This is a genomic window from Cycloclasticus sp. P1, from assembly GCF_000299965.1.
GTDB classification, from domain to species: domain Bacteria; phylum Pseudomonadota; class Gammaproteobacteria; order Methylococcales; family Cycloclasticaceae; genus Cycloclasticus; species Cycloclasticus pugetii.
Map to the genome: position 1 here is coordinate 1306973 of NC_018697.1, position 16006 is coordinate 1322978.

Here is a 16006-nt window from a genome sequence, read left to right on the forward strand (position 1 = left end):
TAAGACTAAAAACTTAAGCCCAGCTTGCTTTGCGTTTATTTAAAAAGGCTTCTATGCCTTCTTTACCTTCTTCTGTTTCCCAGGCATCCGCCAAATTATCGGCCGTGTAAATTGCATTTTCTTCTGCTGTATGGGTATCTACATAGTCAATGAGTTTTTTAGTCGAGGCAATCGCTCCAGGCGCGCACTTTAAAATCATTTTTACTTCTGTTTCTATCGCTTGATCTAGTTCACCAACTGTTACAACATCTGTTAAAAGGCCGATTGTTTTTGCTTCCGTCGCACCAAACACTCTTGCGTTTAAAAAGTTTCTGCGTGCATTTGCTGCACCAATTCGTTTAACGACATACGGTGAAATAGTCGCGGGGGTCAGCCCCAATTTCACTTCTGTTAAGGCAAATTTTGCTGTCTCAACGCCGATATTAATATCGCACACCGACACCATACCAACACCACCGCCATAAGCTGGCCCCTGAATACGGCCTATTATAGGTTTACTTAAGTTGTTTAAAGCCGCTAACATTTTTGCAAGTTTGCTAGTTTCTTCTACACGTTGCGCTCTTGTTTTACTGATATTGCTTTCCATCCACTTTAAATCACCGCCGGCACAAAATGTTTTACCTGCTCCCGTTAAAACAACCACACGAACAGCAGCATCCAATTCCACAGTGGCACAAATATGTTGCATCTCTTGGATAAAATCAGCACTCATAGCATTGTGTACGATTGGTCGATTGAAGGTCACATAAGCCACCCCTCTATCATCAATATCCATAATTATGTTTTTATACTGCACCGTGCTCTCCATCTACATAACAACCATTAAGAAACAAATCAGCTTGTGATTGTGCAATTGCTTCCACGCTTGCGCCACTATCAACATACCAAATACTTGCCCAATTCATACTCCCGAAAATGGCAAGACGCAATAAATGCTTATCTACCCCTGTACGTATAACACCATCTTTTTCAGCTTGCTCGAATAAATCACGCCAAAAATTCTCATAAGCATCACGGTCAGGTTGTGCCGCATTATGAACGGTTTCTGGCACTTGCCCATAATTCCTAATACTGGCTAAGGTATAGTCCGAGTGCCGCAAGATAGCGATTAAATGCCCCCGAATAGCAGCCCGTAACAAGTCAGGAAAAGAAGGCGCCTTAGCCAACTGTTCTACTTCGTATTCAACAATATCTCGGATCAGATGGACACTTTTATTAAGTACTTCCTGCACTAAAGCTTCTTTTGAGTTGAAGTGATAATACAAACTCCCTGCCTGCATGTTTATTGATTCTGCAATATCTTTTAAATAAGTTCCATGATAGCCATGCTGACTTAATTTTTTAGCCGCTGCATCTAAAATTAACTGACGGGTAACGGAGCTTTTTTTTATTGTATTTGTCACTGAACCTAACCCTTTGATGAAGCCATAGTTTAAATCTAATGCAGATTAGATTCTAATTAGCGTTAGAATGAGTATAGTGATATGATCCGGCAAACGCAATATACAATAACTCAAATAAACACAAGGAAATCCAATGACTTTTAATGTTCAAATTAATGATGAAGTGGATGCGTTACGTGAGGCTGTACGTAAGTTTGCAAACGGTGAAATCGCCCCACTCGCTGAATCTGTTGATAAAGACAATGAATTTCCAAATCAACTTTGGCGTGCCTTTGGAGACATCGGTTTATTAGGCATGACTATTCCTGAAGAATACGGTGGAACTGGGCTAAATTACCTATCACACCTTGTCGTCATGGAAGAGATATCAAGAGCCTCTGCCTCTATCGGTTTATCTTACGGCGCTAATTCTAACCTTTGCTTAAACAACCTTTACCTAAATGGTAGTGAGGAACAGCGGCATAAATATTTACCTAAACTATGTACGGGTGAATATATTGGCGCATTAGCTATGTCTGAGCCCGGGGCTGGTTCAGATGTTGTTGGTTCGATGAGTTGTAAAGCCGAAAAAAAGGGTGATAAATGGGTCGCCAACGGTAACAAAATGTGGATTACCAATGGCCCTGATGCTGACGTATTGATTGTTTATATGCGCACTGCTGGGCCAGAAGCTGGTTCACGTTGCATGACTGCTTTTATTGTAGAAAAGAGCATGCCTGGTTTTTCAACCGCACAAAAACTAGATAAACTCGGTATGCGTGGCTCTAATACCTGTGAATTGGTTTTTGAAAACTGTGAAATTCCTGAAGAAAATGTACTCGGCAACGTTAACGAAGGGGTTAAAGTTCTAATGAGCGGCCTTAATACCGAGCGCATGGTGTTATCCGGTGGCCCTATCGGCATTATGCAAGCCACCATGGATATTTGCTTACCGTATATTCATGAACGGAAACAATTTGGTAAAGCTATTGGCCTGTTTGAGCTAATGCAAGGAAAAATGGCTGATATGTACGTTGCTCTTCAATCGACGCGAGCTTTTGCTTATCGTGTGGCTGAACAATATGACAAAGGCAATGATTCACGTAAAGATGCTGCTGGGCTTTTACTATTTGCTTCAGAAAATGCTGTAAAAGTTGCCTTAGAAGGCATCCAAACGTTAGGCGGTAATGGCTATATTAATGAGTTCCCTACTGGCCGTTTACTACGAGATGCCAAACTTTATGATATTGGCGCCGGTACCAACGAAATTCGTCGGATGTTAATTGGCCGTGAATTATTTGAAGATACAAAATAGATATGAATAAAAAAAGCGTTGTTATTGTTGCCGCCAAACGAACGGCTTTAGGTAGTTTTCAAGGTCAATTTTCCTCGCTTAGCGCATCAGACCTTGGCAGTTACGCCATAAGCGCCGCTATCGAAGACAGCCATATTGAACCCACTCAAGTAGACAGCGTGCATATGGGCTGCGTATTACCTGCCGGACAAGGCCAAGCACCCGCACGGCAAGCCTCATTAAAAGCAGGTCTACCGCTATCGGTCCCTTGTAATACTGTTAACAAAATGTGTGGATCTGGCATGCAAGCGGTGATGTACGGCTATAACCAAATATTAGCGGGCGATGCTAACTGCGTGGTCGCAGGTGGCATGGAATCGATGACTAATGCTCCCTACCTTTCAACCAAACTACGTGGGGGCCTTAAAATGGGCCACAGCGAAATGATTGATCATATGTTTCACGATGGCCTGCAAGATGTTAAACATGGCAAATTAATGGGTTCATTTGCTGAACTGTGCGCAGAAAAATACGGCTTCACGCGTGAACAACAAGATGATTTTGCCATTACCTCATTGCAGCGAGCTAATGCAGCGACTCAATCAACGGCTTTTGAGTCTGAAATAACACCGGTTGTCGTTAAAAATCGCAAAGCTGAAACGCGCTATGCAACTGATGAACAATCGGCCAAGGCCGACCTTAACAAAATCAAAACACTACGTCCTGCTTTTAAAAAAGATGGAACGGTTACCGCCGCCAATGCCTCGTCTATTTCTGATGGTGCGGCTGCCTTGGTATTAATGGATGTAGATGAAGCGCGCAAACAAGGCCTGCAAGCGCTTGCAACCATCACCGCGCAAGCAGTACATGCACAAGATCCTGATTGGTTCAGCACCGCGCCTATTGTTGCTATTCAAAAAGTATTAGAAAAATCGGGCTGGGCTATTAACGATGTTGATTTATTTGAAATAAATGAAGCCTTTGCTGTAGTCACCATGGCAGCCATTGAAACGCTTAATTTAGACCCTGAAAAAGTGAATGTTAATGGTGGTGCATGCGCCTTAGGTCACCCGATTGGTGCATCAGGCGCGCGCGTTCTAGTCACATTAATTCACGCATTAAAAGCTAGGCAACTGACTAAAGGGGTCGCCACGTTATGTATTGGCGGCGGTGAAGCCACTGCAATGGCAATTGAAATAATTTAACCCTGAGCACTTAACAATTATTAAGGTAAACAATGCCGGTCATTAAATCAAAAATTGAACCAGCATCTGCTGATTTCAAAGCAAACACGATTCAAATGGAATCGCTTGTTGATGAGCTTAACGAACGCATCACCACCGCTGCCAAAGGTGGCGGCGAGCGTGCACGTAAAAAGCATTTAGCTCGCAATAAACTACTGCCAAGGGACCGGATTAAAGCCTTACTGGACCCAGGCAGTGCTTTTTTAGAGTTATCACAGTTAGCCGCTTATGGCATGTATGATAATGCTGCACCGGCAGCAGGCATCATTACCGGCATTGGCCGTGTCCACGGTGGCGAAGTGATGATTATTGCGAATGACGCCACGGTTAAAGGTGGCACTTATTACCCACTCACCGTCACCAAGCACCTACGAGCACAAGAAATTGCCGCTGAAAACCGCCTACCCTGTATTTACTTGGTTGACTCTGGCGGTGCCTTTTTACCTCTACAGCACGAAGTATTCCCCGGCAAAGAACATTTTGGCCGTTTCTTTTATAACCAAACACGAATGTCAGCCGATGGCATTCCGCAAATTGCCGTGGTAATGGGCTCCTGTACCGCTGGCGGTGCTTATATCCCATCACTGTGTGACGAGTCTATTATTGTTCGCGAACAAGGCACTATCTTTTTAGGTGGGCCACCTTTAGTGAAAGCCGCTACCGGTGAACAAGTGTCTTCTGAAGAGCTAGGCGGCGCAGAGCTACACTGTAAGCAATCGGGCGTTACCGACCATATTGCTGAAGATGACTCACATGCCCTTTCTATTGCACGTAACGTTATTGAACACCTCAACGAAACCAAAGAGCTTCAAGTAAAAGTTCGTCAGTCTCGCGAGCCCTTATATCCAAGCGACGATATTTTAGGCATTATTCCTAAAGACCCAAAACAACCGTACGACATACGCGAAATTATTGCCCGCTTAGTAGATGGTTCTGAATTCCAAGAATTTAAACCGCTGTATGGCCCAACGCTAGTGTGTGGTTTTGCCCATATCCACGGCTACCCAGTTGGCATTATCGCCAATAATGGTATTTTATTTTCACCCTCAGCACTGAAAGGCACGCATTTTATTGAGTTGTGCAATCAACGTGGCATTCCACTTCTATTTTTACAAAATATTACTGGCTTTATGGTCGGTAAAAAATACGAAGAAGAAGGTATCGCAAAAAATGGTGCCAAAATGGTCACCGCTGTGTCTTGCGCTAGTGTGCCAAAGTTCACCGTGTTAATTGGTGGCTCCTATGGCGCCGGTAACTACGGCATGTGTGGCCGTGCGTTTGGCGCACGTATGCTTTGGAGTTGGCCAAATTCTCGTATTTCAACCATGGGTGGCGAGCAAGCAGCCGCCGTACTAGCAACGGTTAAACGTGATGCACTTGAAGCCGCTGGCGAGAGCTGGGCTGATGAAGAGGAAGAAAACTTCAAAGCACCTATCTTGGCTCAATTTGAAGAGCAAGGTAACCCCTATTTTGCTACCGCTAGACTTTGGGACGATGGCTTAATCGACCCACGAGATACTCGCCGAATTCTCGGCCTATCACTCGCTGTAGCCGCTAAAACGCCAATAGAAAAAGCCAATTTCGGCGTTTTTAGAATGTAGAGAGTTGATCGAATGTTTAAAAAAATACTCATAGCAAACCGTGGTGAAATCGCTTGTCGGGTGATCTCCACACTTAAAAAAATGGGCATCACCAGTGTGGCTGTTTATTCAGACGCCGACCGTCATGCATGCCATGTCTCACTAGCTGATGAGGCTTATTATATTGGTGCTTCAAGGCCAGATGAATCTTACCTAAAAGCTGATGACTTACTGGCACTCGCTAAAAAGAAAAACATTGATGCGATTCATCCTGGCTATGGTTTTTTATCTGAAAACAGCCACTTTGCACAGGCCTGCTCAGAGGCGAAAATTACCTTTATTGGCCCCTCGGCTGACTGTATTGAAAAAATGGGCGCTAAAGATGCAGCAAAAGCGCTTATGGAAGCTGCCAATGTGCCGGTTGTGCCTGGTTATCATGGTGAAAATCAAGCACCTGAACACTTGCAAAAACAAGCTGAAAAAGTAGGCTTCCCCTTGTTAATAAAAGCGGTGTCTGGCGGTGGTGGTAAAGGCATGCGTGTTGTTAACAAAGCCGCTGAGTTTGCTAAATTGCTAGACTCAGTAAAACGTGAAGCGATGAATGCCTTTGCTGATGACCGTGTCTTACTCGAACGCTATATCTGCAAGCCTCGTCATATAGAGTTCCAAATATTTGGTGACTGTCATGAAAACTACGTACATTTACACGAACGCGAATGTTCATTACAACGTCGTCATCAAAAAATTATTGAAGAAACGCCCTCGCCCTTCTTAGACGAAAAAACACGTCAAGCCATGGGTATTGCTGCTGTTAATGCGGCACGTGCTATTCGTTATTCGGGCGCTGGAACTATCGAGTTCATTGTCGGTGAAGACCGTTCTTTTTACTTTATGGAAATGAACACACGCCTTCAAGTAGAACACCCTGTGACCGAAATGGTCAGCGGGCAAGACTTGGTTGAATGGCAAATTCGTGTTGCCGCTGGTCAAGCCCTTCGCTTAAAACAAGAACAAATCCCGCGTACAGGCCATTCGTTTGAGGCACGCCTCTATGCTGAAAACCCTAACAATCAATTTCTGCCATCCACCGGCAAACTTCAGCATTTACGTTTCCCCACAAGCGATAAAAATCTGCGCATTGAAACCGGGGTAGAACAAGGCGACACCATCAGTGTGTTTTATGACCCAATGATCGCAAAATTAGTGGTTTGGGGTGAAGACCGCGAAGCAGCACGCGAACGTTTATTAAATGCCTTAGGCGAAACCGGCATTATTGGCGTTGAAAACAATATTGCCTTCTTAGAAACATTAGCAACACACCCAGACTTTATTGAAAACAAGATTGATACTCAATACATTGATAAAAAGTTAGACAAGCTTCTTGCAGATAGCGAAGTGGAACTACCAGACAATGTCTTACTTGCTGCAACTGTAAAGCGTCTTCTGGAGGGTAAGCAATTAGTTAAGGAAATGGCAGCCACATCAGTTGATGGTAATTCGCCTTGGTTTGATACCACTGGTTGGCGACCCAATGGGCAAAGCCAGCGTAGCTTATTTTTTAGCTATGAGGAAACCAATGAGATAGAAGTCAAAGTGACCGAGAATGACGAGCACTTTATTTTCCATCTAGACGATGACCTAGATGTTCTCGCTGAGCCCTTGGCTAACGATGCCATCCGATTACAAATTAATGGCAGCTGGGAGCGTTTTATAGTCTTAAGGCACGAGACAAGCCTGCTTATTTCTTGCAAAAACCGTTGGTACGCCTTAACTGAAATTAACCCTTTCGAACCCGACCTGTCAACAATGAGCGCTGATTCAAACATTATTGCGCCAATGCCCGGTAAATTACTGAAAATACTGGTGAACAATGCTGATACCGTTTCTGAAGGCCAACCCTTAGCCATTATCGAAGCGATGAAAATGGAACATACCTTAAACGCACCCTTTGATGGTGAGATTGATCAAGTATTTTATAGCGAGGACGATTTTGTAGAAGCAGATGCCACCTTAATTACTTTTAAGGAACAGGCGTAAAGCATGCTTCGCAATTATCCAAGCCAGGTAAGAATTGTAGACGTCTCACCACGTGATGGCCTGCAAAATATTAAAAACTCTGTCCCCACTGAGGTTAAAACTACCTTAATAAACAAACTCTGTGATGCCGGCATTCAGCATATAGAAGTAGCCAGCTTTGTTAGCCCTAAATGGGTGCCACAAATGGCAGATGCAGAAGCTGTTCTACAACAATTACCGCCTAAAGAAGGTACTTCGTATATCGTATTAACTCCTAACCTTCGTGGTTTTGAACGTGCAATAGACAGTGGTGCTAAAGAGGTCGCTATTTTTGCTGCCGCCTCAGAAACCTTTAGCCAAAAAAACACCAATTGTAGTATTGCCCAATCGCTTGAACGCTTCGAACCCATCATGCTCAAAGCGGCTACTTTGGGAGTTCGCGTTCGCGGTTATACCTCCTGCGTTTTAGGCTGCCCCTATGAAGGCGATATAGCTGTTGCTGAGGTTGTTCGAGTATCCAAAGCACTGATAGATATGGGTTGTTATGAAGTATCGTTAGGCGACACCATAGGCATTGGAACACCCATCAAAGCACGTGAAATGATCGCAGCTGTGATTAAAGAAGTACCTGCAGAAAAACTAGCGCTGCACTTCCACGATACGCGCGGGCAAGCATTAGCTAACATTTTGGCCTGTTTAGAGTATGGAGTGGCAAATATTGATGCCTCAGTCGCTGGCCTAGGTGGCTGCCCTTATGCCGCGGGCGCATCGGGTAATGTTTCAACTGAAGATGTTGTTTACATGTTACATGGCATGGGCATTGAAACTGGTATTGATTTAAAAAAATTAGTCGCTGCTGGGCACTACATTAGCGAACAAATTGCTGGCCCTAATCATAGTAAAGTTGGCGCAATTTACAAATAAGCCTTATACATAAAAAAATTAAACAGGAGTAAAGCCATGAGTGGTTTTAACAAAGTGGTATCAAGCTACCAAGAAGCAATGGCTGGACTAGCAGATAATATGACCATTATTGCCGGCGGTTTTGGGCTTTGTGGCATTCCTGAGGGCTTGATCAGCGAAATTAAACATAGCGGCGTTAAGGGTTTAACTATCGTCTCTAATAACTGCGGTACCGATCACTTTGGCCTAGGCATGTTATTAGAAGACAAGCAGATTAAAAAAATGGTTTCCTCGTATGTAGGTGAAAATGCAGAATTTGAACGCCAATATCTATCTGGTGAACTCGAGGTTGAACTCACCCCACAAGGCACCTTAGCTGAAAAAATGCGTGCCGGTGGTGCTGGCATACCTGCTTTTTATACGGCGACCGGTGTTGGAACCCTTGTTGCTGAAGGCAAAGAGCTTAAGCAGTTTAATGGCCGAGACTATATTTTAGAAGAAAGTATTAGCGGTGATTTTGCGATTGTAAAAGCATGGAAAGCAGACAAAACGGGGAACCTCATTTACCGTAATACCGCCATGAATTTCAACCCAATGGCGGCTACCGCAGGCAAAATATCCGTTGTTGAAGTTGAAGAAATTGTTAAGGTGGGTGAGCTTGACCCAAACCATATTCATACTCCCGGTATTTACGTTGACCGTATCATCCAAGGGAGTTTCGAAAAACGTATTGAAAAAATCACTCTAGCTAAAAATTAAGGAGCCTCAAATGTCATTAAATCGTGACCAAATTGCCATGCGAGTGGCTCAAGAGTTAGAAGATGGCTATTACGTTAATCTTGGTATTGGTATTCCAACCCTAGTCGCTAACTATGTACCTAGTGGTATTGAAGTGATGCTGCAATCAGAAAACGGCTTACTGGGCATTGGCCCCTACCCGACCGAAGAGCAAGTGGATGCAGATATGATCAACGCCGGTAAAGAAACCGTGACAGCGGCTTTAGGCGCCTCACTCTTCTCATCGGCGGAAAGTTTTGCAATGATTCGAGGCGGCCATGTGGATTTAACCGTACTGGGGGCTTTTGAAGTTGATCAACAAGGTAATATTGCCTCTTATATGATTCCAGGCAAACTCGTTAAAGGAATGGGCGGCGCGATGGATTTAGTCGCTGGCGCCGAGAATATTATCGTTACCATGAGCCATGCAGACAAACGCGATAATTCCAAATTATTAGACAACTGTACATTACCCTTAACAGGCGCTACTTGTGTTAAGCGCGTCGTTACCGATTTAGCAGTCATGGACATTAAAGAAGGCGCTTTTCACTTAATTGAACGAGCGCCTGGTATTAGTGTTGAAGAAATTAAGCAAAAAACTGCCGGTAGATTAGTCGTGCCGGCTTATGTTCCAGAGATGTCATTTTAAGAAATATAACTGACAAAAAAGTTAAAACAATACCCACTAGCTCTGTTACCAGTAAATAATTACGCATTGCCCCATATTCAAAGCTAAAACAGGTAAAGCCAATTTAGAACTGATTAATAAGGTATCAGCTGTATGTTAATTTAGCGCAGAAATTGGTTTTTTTGCTTAAATTGTACATTCTACTTCCCCTTCTATAGTTATCTCCCAAGTTACACATAGTAACTTTTATTACAAATTAAACCTCAAGCTTTGGCCTTATAAAGAGAGTATTCAACAACCCCTTCTGGCAAATGAATAGTGACGGAGACTGGCTTGCCTGCTTCGTCAACGTTTAGAAGCGGCTCAATGATTGGAACATTATTCTGTTTTTTAGCAAACGCTAAAACATCACTTACTTTTTTGAAGGTCGATAAGCGCTTCAGTTGAACATGTGTTACTGGCATTAACTTAACCTCGCCTTGCTCATAAAGCGATAAAATCTCTTCAGGCAAGGCCCAGCAAGACGAGTCAGTTTCTATATTGTCATGACTAACTTGGTGACCCATTGAGCCTTTGGCTATAAAAAAACGTGTATCAAAACGCTTGGGTGTACCATCGGGAGCTATCCAATGGTCATAAAAAATAACCCTGTCTAAATCTAGCGATGCACGGTGCTCCCTTAACAGGCTCTCAAAACTCACATAACCTTTATGCAGTTTTTGACGTAATGCTGCGTTAACCTGAATATCATCATTTCTCGTAGCGGCAAGGATGCCCGCCTCCTCTAAGGTTTCACGAATAGCCGCTATTTTATAAGCGTGTATCGATAAATCAGTGTCATTTGTATAAAAACAAAGGTTATTATTTAACCTAAGCTGTTTATCTTGCTCATCAACGACACCGCCGGGAAAAACATAAGCCCCTGCTGCAAAACCTGTTGTTTCGACCCGGCGTAACATACAAACTTCTGGGCCTTTTTTTGTATCCCTTAACAGGATTAGTACAGCAGCTTCTCTGATCATTTCAGCCTATTATTTTCAATGGTTAATTATTCGCTTTATAACGCCATAAAGACCATACTATAACAAGTGTTAGATAGATCACAGGATTGAGTATGAACAATGAAAATGAACAGTTAATCTTAGATGCAGTTGATAAGTTTTTAATAAAAATAAAACCATCTGTACGTTCATTAGAAGCAAGCGATGAATACCCCGATGATATTGTAGAAGGAATGAAAGAAATGGGCTTATTTGGTGCTGTTATTGACCCACAGTACGGTGGTCTTGGCCTCCCCGTCTCGACTTATGCAAAAATTGTAGAACGCGTTGCCTGCGTATGGATGTCTTTAACGGGTGTGTTTAATTCCCATCTGATTATGGCCATGTCTGTACAACGGTTTGGAACTGAAGAGCAAAAAAACAAATGGTTACCGTTATTTGCCTCGGGTGAGATACGCGGCGCATTAGCACTCACCGAGCCGAACTGCGGAACCGACCTTCAAGCCATTAATACTGTGGCAAAACGTGAAGGTGATAACTACATTATTAATGGCTCTAAGGCATGGATTACCAACAGCGTGCATGGTAGTTGTTTTGCTCTGTTGGTAAAAACCAATGTCGCATCCAAGCCTGCACATAAAGGTATGAGTCTTTTTATCGCCCCCAAAGGTGAAGGTTTTGTAATGGGTAGCCAACATAAAAAACTCGGTTATAAAGGCATAGATACTGCTGAGTTTTTCTTAGATAACTACCAACTGCCAAAGGAAAACCTGATTGGCCTGCAGGAAGGGCATGGCCTACAGCATGCCTTAGGTGCGTTAGCCTTAGGTAGAATCAACGTCGCATCACGAGGTATTGGTGTCGCCTCTGCCGCGCTAAAAGACTCTATTGAATATTCACAACAACGTAAAACCTTTGGTAAACCCATTTGCCAGCATCAATCCATTCAAATCTATTTAGCTGATATGGCCACACGGGTCGAAGCGGCTCGTCTGCTCGTACAATCTGCCGCAACCGCATTTGACCGAGGTGAGCGCTGCGATATGGAAGCTGGCATGGCTAAGTTATTTGCCACAGAAGCGGCGATGGAGAACTCTGCCGAAGCATTACGCATACATGGTGCGTATGGCTACTCAACCGAATTTAATGTAGAACGATATTATCAAGATGCCCCACTACTCGCCATTGGTGAAGGGACCAATGAGCTTCAGCGCATTATTATTGCAAAACAACTCATTCAACAAAACCCACTTTAAATTCATCTATATAGCTTTACAATAACCTTTTCTTCGCCACATTAAGCAGCTAATTTTATGAGCAATAATCATTTTGAAAGTACCAACAATTACATCGCCACTGAAGAACTCAGTATGGCTGTTAACGCCGCTATAACGCTTGAACGTCCTCTATTAATAAAAGGCGAGCCGGGTACCGGTAAAACGCAACTCGCTCTTGAAGTAGCTAAATCCTTAGATGCACCGTTAATTGAATGGCATATAAAATCCAGCACAAAAGCGCACCAAGGCTTGTATGAATACGATGCGGTCTCGCGTCTTCGCGATTCTCAATTAGGTGATGATCGTGTGCACGATATTAGCAATTACATTGTTAAAGGTAAGGTCTGGGAAGCGTTTGCCTCAGATAAGCGTGCGGTATTATTGATTGATGAAATTGATAAAGCGGATATTGAATTCCCAAATGACCTTTTGCAAGAACTCGATCGTATGGAATTCTTCGTGTACGAAACGCAAGAGCTTGTTAAGGCAAAAAATAGGCCTCTCATCATTATCACCAGCAATAATGAAAAAGAACTACCTGATGCCTTTCTAAGGCGTTGCTTCTTCCATTACATTCGTTTCCCCGAGCTAGAAACAATGCAACAAATTGTTAATGTTCACTTCCCTAATCTGAAAAAAGATCTACTGGCTGAAGCACTCGGTATATTTTTCGATGTACGAGAGATTGCTGGCTTAAAAAAGAAACCTTCTACCTCTGAGTTGCTCGACTGGATAAAACTACTGTTATCTGAAGAGCTAACCGCTGATACATTACGCGAGGCGAATACTAATAATATTCTGCCAAAGCTACACGGGGCACTATTAAAAAACGAGCAGGATGTCCACTTATTCGAACGCATCGCGTTTATTAACAGGCGTAAACAAGAGCAGTAATAGCTTATATGTTTATTTCTTTCTTTTTCAGCCTGCGCAAGGCCGGTTTACCGGTCAGCATTACAGAACTGCTTAGTTTACTGAGCGCCCTTGATAAGCGACTTGCCAGTTTTAACATTCAAGCTTTTTATTATTTATCGCGCACTGCTTTAGTAAAAGACGAGCGTTATTACGACCGATTTGACCAGGTATTTGCCGAGACATTTAATGGGCTTGAGTACGACCACGCATTAGAAGATGTCTTTAATCAAATTCCTGAAGAGTGGCTTCGCAAACAAGCCGAAAAACTACTCAGCGAAGAAGAGAAACAAAAAATCCAATCGCTGGGAGGTTGGGAAGAATTAATGAAAACGCTTAAAAAGCGTTTAGAAGAACAAAAAGAAGAGCACCATGGTGGCAATAAATGGATTGGAACTGGTGGTACATCGCCTTTTGGTGCTTATGGTTATAACCCTGAAGGTGTACGTATAGGGCAAGATGAGTCTCGCCATCGTCGAGCTACCAAAGTATGGGATAAACGAGAATTTAAAAATTTAGACGACAGTGTTGAACTAAACACTCGAAACTTAAAAGTAGCCTTACGAAAACTTAGAAAATTTGCCCGCCAAGGATCTGCTGAAGAGTTGGATCTAGACGACACCATTCGTTCTACTGCATCCAATGCCGGTTATTTAGACATTAAAATGGTGCCTGAACGCCACAACGCCATTAAAGTATTATTGCTATTAGATATTGGCGGCTCAATGGATGACCATATTCGTATTTGCGAAGAGCTTTTTTCTGCCAGCAAAGCTGAATTCAAGCATTTAGAGTATTATTATTTCCATAATTTCACCTATGAATACCTTTGGAAAGATAATACACGCCGATTTGATGAGGCCACCCCTACCGCTGAGGTGATTAACCGCTACCCCAGTGACTACAAGCTTATTTTTGTTGGCGATGCCAGTATGAGTCCGTATGAAATTACCTACCCTGGCGGCAGTGTAGAACATTGGAACGAAGAAGCGGGCGCCGTTTGGTTCCAGCGACTGTTAGCCGCATTCCCTAGCAATGCTTGGCTTAACCCAGATGCCGAACAAAACTGGGATAGACGTCAATCTAACCGCCTCGTTCGACAGCTAAACGCCGAGAAGATGTTCCCCTTAACGATTGGCGGCCTAGATAGCGCGATCAAGTCGTTGCTTTAATAATAAAGCCTATTTATCCGCCTTATAAACCGGTTGCTTCATCTCAAAAAGATTATCAACATGGCAGTAACTATGCCCACCTAAACGCCCCACCACATCAAGCCCTTTCATATCAACGTAACGACCATCATAGAGCTCATCGTTAATATGGCAATAAACCACCTCTGCGATCACTAATCCACACTCTCGCCGGGTTCCTTCGTTAATCGGCACCACTTGCTTTAAACGGCATTCAAGGCTAACCGGAGACTCAGCAACACACGGTGGCGTTATCAACTCAGAAGGCATTGTGTTTAGACCGGCCAGTTCAAATTCATTCACTTCTGTTGGGTATTCAGCGGCTGTTTTATTCATCGCTTCGGCAATATCGCTATTAACAAGGTTTACAACAAACTCACCCGTTTCTTCAATATTCACCAAGCTATCTTTTGACTTTGCGCCGGCAAAACGTGCAATCGATACGCTAATAGTCGGCGGCACATAACAAACACCATTAAAAAATGAAAAGGGTGCCAAGTTTAAAATACCCTCTTTAGATTGTGATGATATAAAGGCAATTGGCCTAGGGGCCACCACTGCTTTTAAAATATTGAAAAATTTATCATGCGTCTTTGGGTCAATTTTCATCTTAAATCCTTCGTTTAACTTTTCATCTTAATAATTCTAGCATCAACTAATTTGCCAATCTGCTGAATAACTTGTCAGCTGCAATACTGTTAATCACTGAAAGATTGCACCCTGTTCAATCTTTTCAGTATTAATACAGCCTTTGCTTAAATTTCCAAGTAATTCTAGTTATGGCTTTAAATCCCCCCATTAAAAAACGCTTGTATAAGCAAATAGTTAGCATAAGCGTTTTGATTAATGGGGTTGCTGTCAGTTCATTAACGTCAAAGCCGTGTTTTCTTTATACCGGATCCCAAGAAAACACATCAGGCGAACGCTCTAGAGGGTAGAAACTACTTTTCAATGCAGGAATTGCATGCTCTGAAATGGTTTGTGGCGTCCAACCTTCTGATCGATGAGTAGAGCGTAATGGTCTGGACTGTCCCATCAAGAAAACTTCATTATTACGCACCGCAAAAATCTGCCCAGACACTTCACTGGCCTCATCACTGGCTAAGTAAACAGCCATTGGAGCCACCTTATCGGGTGTCATTTCTTTTAATTTATCAACTCGGGCTTGTTGTTCTGGTGTATCAACAGGGATCGCTCCAATCATTCGGCTCCAAGCAAAGGGGGAAATACAATTAGAACGCACGTTATAACGCTGCATGTCTAATGCAATACTTTTAGATAACGCAGCAATACCAGCTTTTGCGGCAGAATAATTTGCTTGACCAAAATTACCGATTAAACCGGATGTTGATGTCATAAATACAAAACTACCGCTTTCCTGTTGTTTGAAATGTTTCGCAGCAAAATGAGCCGTATTAAAACTACCATTCAAATGAACATTAATCACCGCGTTCCATTCTTCAGGTGACATTTTATGAAAAATTCTATCGCGCAAGATACCGGCATTATTAACAACGGTGTCAATCCGACCAAAGTTATCGATAGCCGCTTGGATCATAGCCTCTGCACCATCAAGCTCTGCAACATTATCACCATTAATTACCGCCTCACCACCCGCAGCACGGATAGTTGAAACGACTTCCTCTGCTGGGCTTTCGCCAGTTTCTTCTCCACCAACGCCGGCACCTAAGTCATTAACAACCACTTTTGCGCCTTCTTGCGCCATCATTATCGCCATTGCTCGGCCAATACCTCGACCTGCTCCAGTAATTAGTACTACCTTATCTTTCATTATCATTTTA

15 protein-coding genes are annotated in these 16006 nt (G+C 43.1%); 10 read left to right on the plus strand and 5 right to left on the minus strand.

Features of this window, described 5'->3' with window-relative positions; translation table 11 throughout:
* Positions 1-13 precede the first annotated feature (13 nt).
* Together Q91_RS06245 and Q91_RS06250 are read right to left on the minus strand one after the other, a co-directional pair.
* Positions 14-796, minus strand: coding sequence for a crotonase/enoyl-CoA hydratase family protein (locus tag Q91_RS06245; RefSeq protein WP_148271132.1), 783 nt, complete (start codon positions 794-796; stop codon positions 14-16).
* Positions 786-1403, minus strand: a complete 618-nt coding sequence (locus tag Q91_RS06250; protein WP_015006038.1) for a TetR/AcrR family transcriptional regulator — start codon at positions 1401-1403, stop codon at positions 786-788. The genes Q91_RS06245 and Q91_RS06250 overlap by 11 nt, the downstream gene beginning before the upstream one ends.
* A 133-nt stretch (positions 1404-1536) precedes the next feature.
* Here Q91_RS06250 and Q91_RS06255 point away from each other — a divergent pair, with 133 nt between their 5' ends.
* Genes Q91_RS06255 through Q91_RS06285 form a run of 7 tightly spaced genes read left to right on the plus strand, consistent with a single transcriptional unit; the run spans position 1537 to position 9845 of the window.
* Positions 1537-2697, plus strand: a complete 1161-nt coding sequence (locus tag Q91_RS06255) for an isovaleryl-CoA dehydrogenase (protein WP_015006039.1) — start codon at positions 1537-1539, stop codon at positions 2695-2697.
* A gap of 2 nt (positions 2698-2699) precedes the next feature.
* Positions 2700-3881, plus strand: coding sequence for a thiolase family protein (locus Q91_RS06260; protein WP_015006040.1), 1182 nt, complete (start codon positions 2700-2702; stop codon positions 3879-3881).
* Positions 3882-3913: 32 nt separating this feature from the next.
* On the plus strand, positions 3914-5521 hold the full coding sequence (locus Q91_RS06265; protein WP_015006041.1) for a carboxyl transferase domain-containing protein: 1608 nt from the start codon (positions 3914-3916) through the stop codon (positions 5519-5521).
* Positions 5522-5533: 12 nt separating this feature from the next.
* The gene (locus Q91_RS06270; RefSeq protein WP_015006042.1) at positions 5534-7537 is read left to right on the plus strand and encodes an acetyl/propionyl/methylcrotonyl-CoA carboxylase subunit alpha; all 2004 of its coding nucleotides are present in this window, start codon (positions 5534-5536) and stop codon (positions 7535-7537) included.
* A 3-nt stretch (positions 7538-7540) separates the two neighbouring features.
* Positions 7541-8440, plus strand: coding sequence for a hydroxymethylglutaryl-CoA lyase (locus Q91_RS06275; protein WP_015006043.1), 900 nt, complete (start codon positions 7541-7543; stop codon positions 8438-8440).
* A 36-nt stretch (positions 8441-8476) separates the two neighbouring features.
* Positions 8477-9178: a CoA transferase subunit A gene (locus Q91_RS06280; protein ID WP_015006044.1), complete on the plus strand. Its 702-nt coding sequence runs from the start codon at positions 8477-8479 to the stop codon at positions 9176-9178.
* 10 nt (positions 9179-9188) lie between these two features.
* The gene (locus Q91_RS06285) at positions 9189-9845 is read left to right on the plus strand and encodes a 3-oxoacid CoA-transferase subunit B (RefSeq protein WP_015006045.1); all 657 of its coding nucleotides are present in this window, start codon (positions 9189-9191) and stop codon (positions 9843-9845) included.
* Between the two features lie 242 nt (positions 9846-10087).
* On the opposite strand, the gene Q91_RS06290 is transcribed toward Q91_RS06285, so the two are convergent.
* Positions 10088-10846, minus strand: coding sequence for an NUDIX domain-containing protein (locus Q91_RS06290; RefSeq protein ID WP_015006046.1), 759 nt, complete (start codon positions 10844-10846; stop codon positions 10088-10090).
* A 92-nt stretch (positions 10847-10938) separates the two neighbouring features.
* Here Q91_RS06290 and Q91_RS06295 point away from each other — a divergent pair, with 92 nt between their 5' ends.
* Genes Q91_RS06295 through Q91_RS06305 form a run of 3 tightly spaced genes read left to right on the plus strand, consistent with a single transcriptional unit; the run spans position 10939 to position 14186 of the window.
* Positions 10939-12081, plus strand: a complete 1143-nt coding sequence (locus tag Q91_RS06295) for an acyl-CoA dehydrogenase family protein (protein ID WP_015006047.1) — start codon at positions 10939-10941, stop codon at positions 12079-12081.
* Between the two features lie 57 nt (positions 12082-12138).
* Positions 12139-12996, plus strand: a complete 858-nt coding sequence (locus Q91_RS06300; protein WP_015006048.1) for a MoxR family ATPase — start codon at positions 12139-12141, stop codon at positions 12994-12996.
* Positions 12997-13004: 8 nt separating this feature from the next.
* Positions 13005-14186 (plus strand): VWA domain-containing protein, encoded by a 1182-nt coding sequence (locus tag Q91_RS06305; RefSeq protein WP_015006049.1) that lies wholly within the window; start codon positions 13005-13007, stop codon positions 14184-14186.
* A gap of 9 nt (positions 14187-14195) precedes the next feature.
* On the opposite strand, the gene Q91_RS06310 is transcribed toward Q91_RS06305, so the two are convergent.
* Together Q91_RS06310 and Q91_RS06315 are read right to left on the minus strand one after the other, a co-directional pair.
* The gene (locus tag Q91_RS06310; RefSeq protein WP_015006050.1) at positions 14196-14813 is read right to left on the minus strand and encodes a flavin reductase family protein; all 618 of its coding nucleotides are present in this window, start codon (positions 14811-14813) and stop codon (positions 14196-14198) included.
* A gap of 280 nt (positions 14814-15093) precedes the next feature.
* Positions 15094-16002, minus strand: a complete 909-nt coding sequence (locus tag Q91_RS06315; protein WP_015006051.1) for an SDR family NAD(P)-dependent oxidoreductase — start codon at positions 16000-16002, stop codon at positions 15094-15096.
* Positions 16003-16006 lie beyond the last annotated feature (4 nt).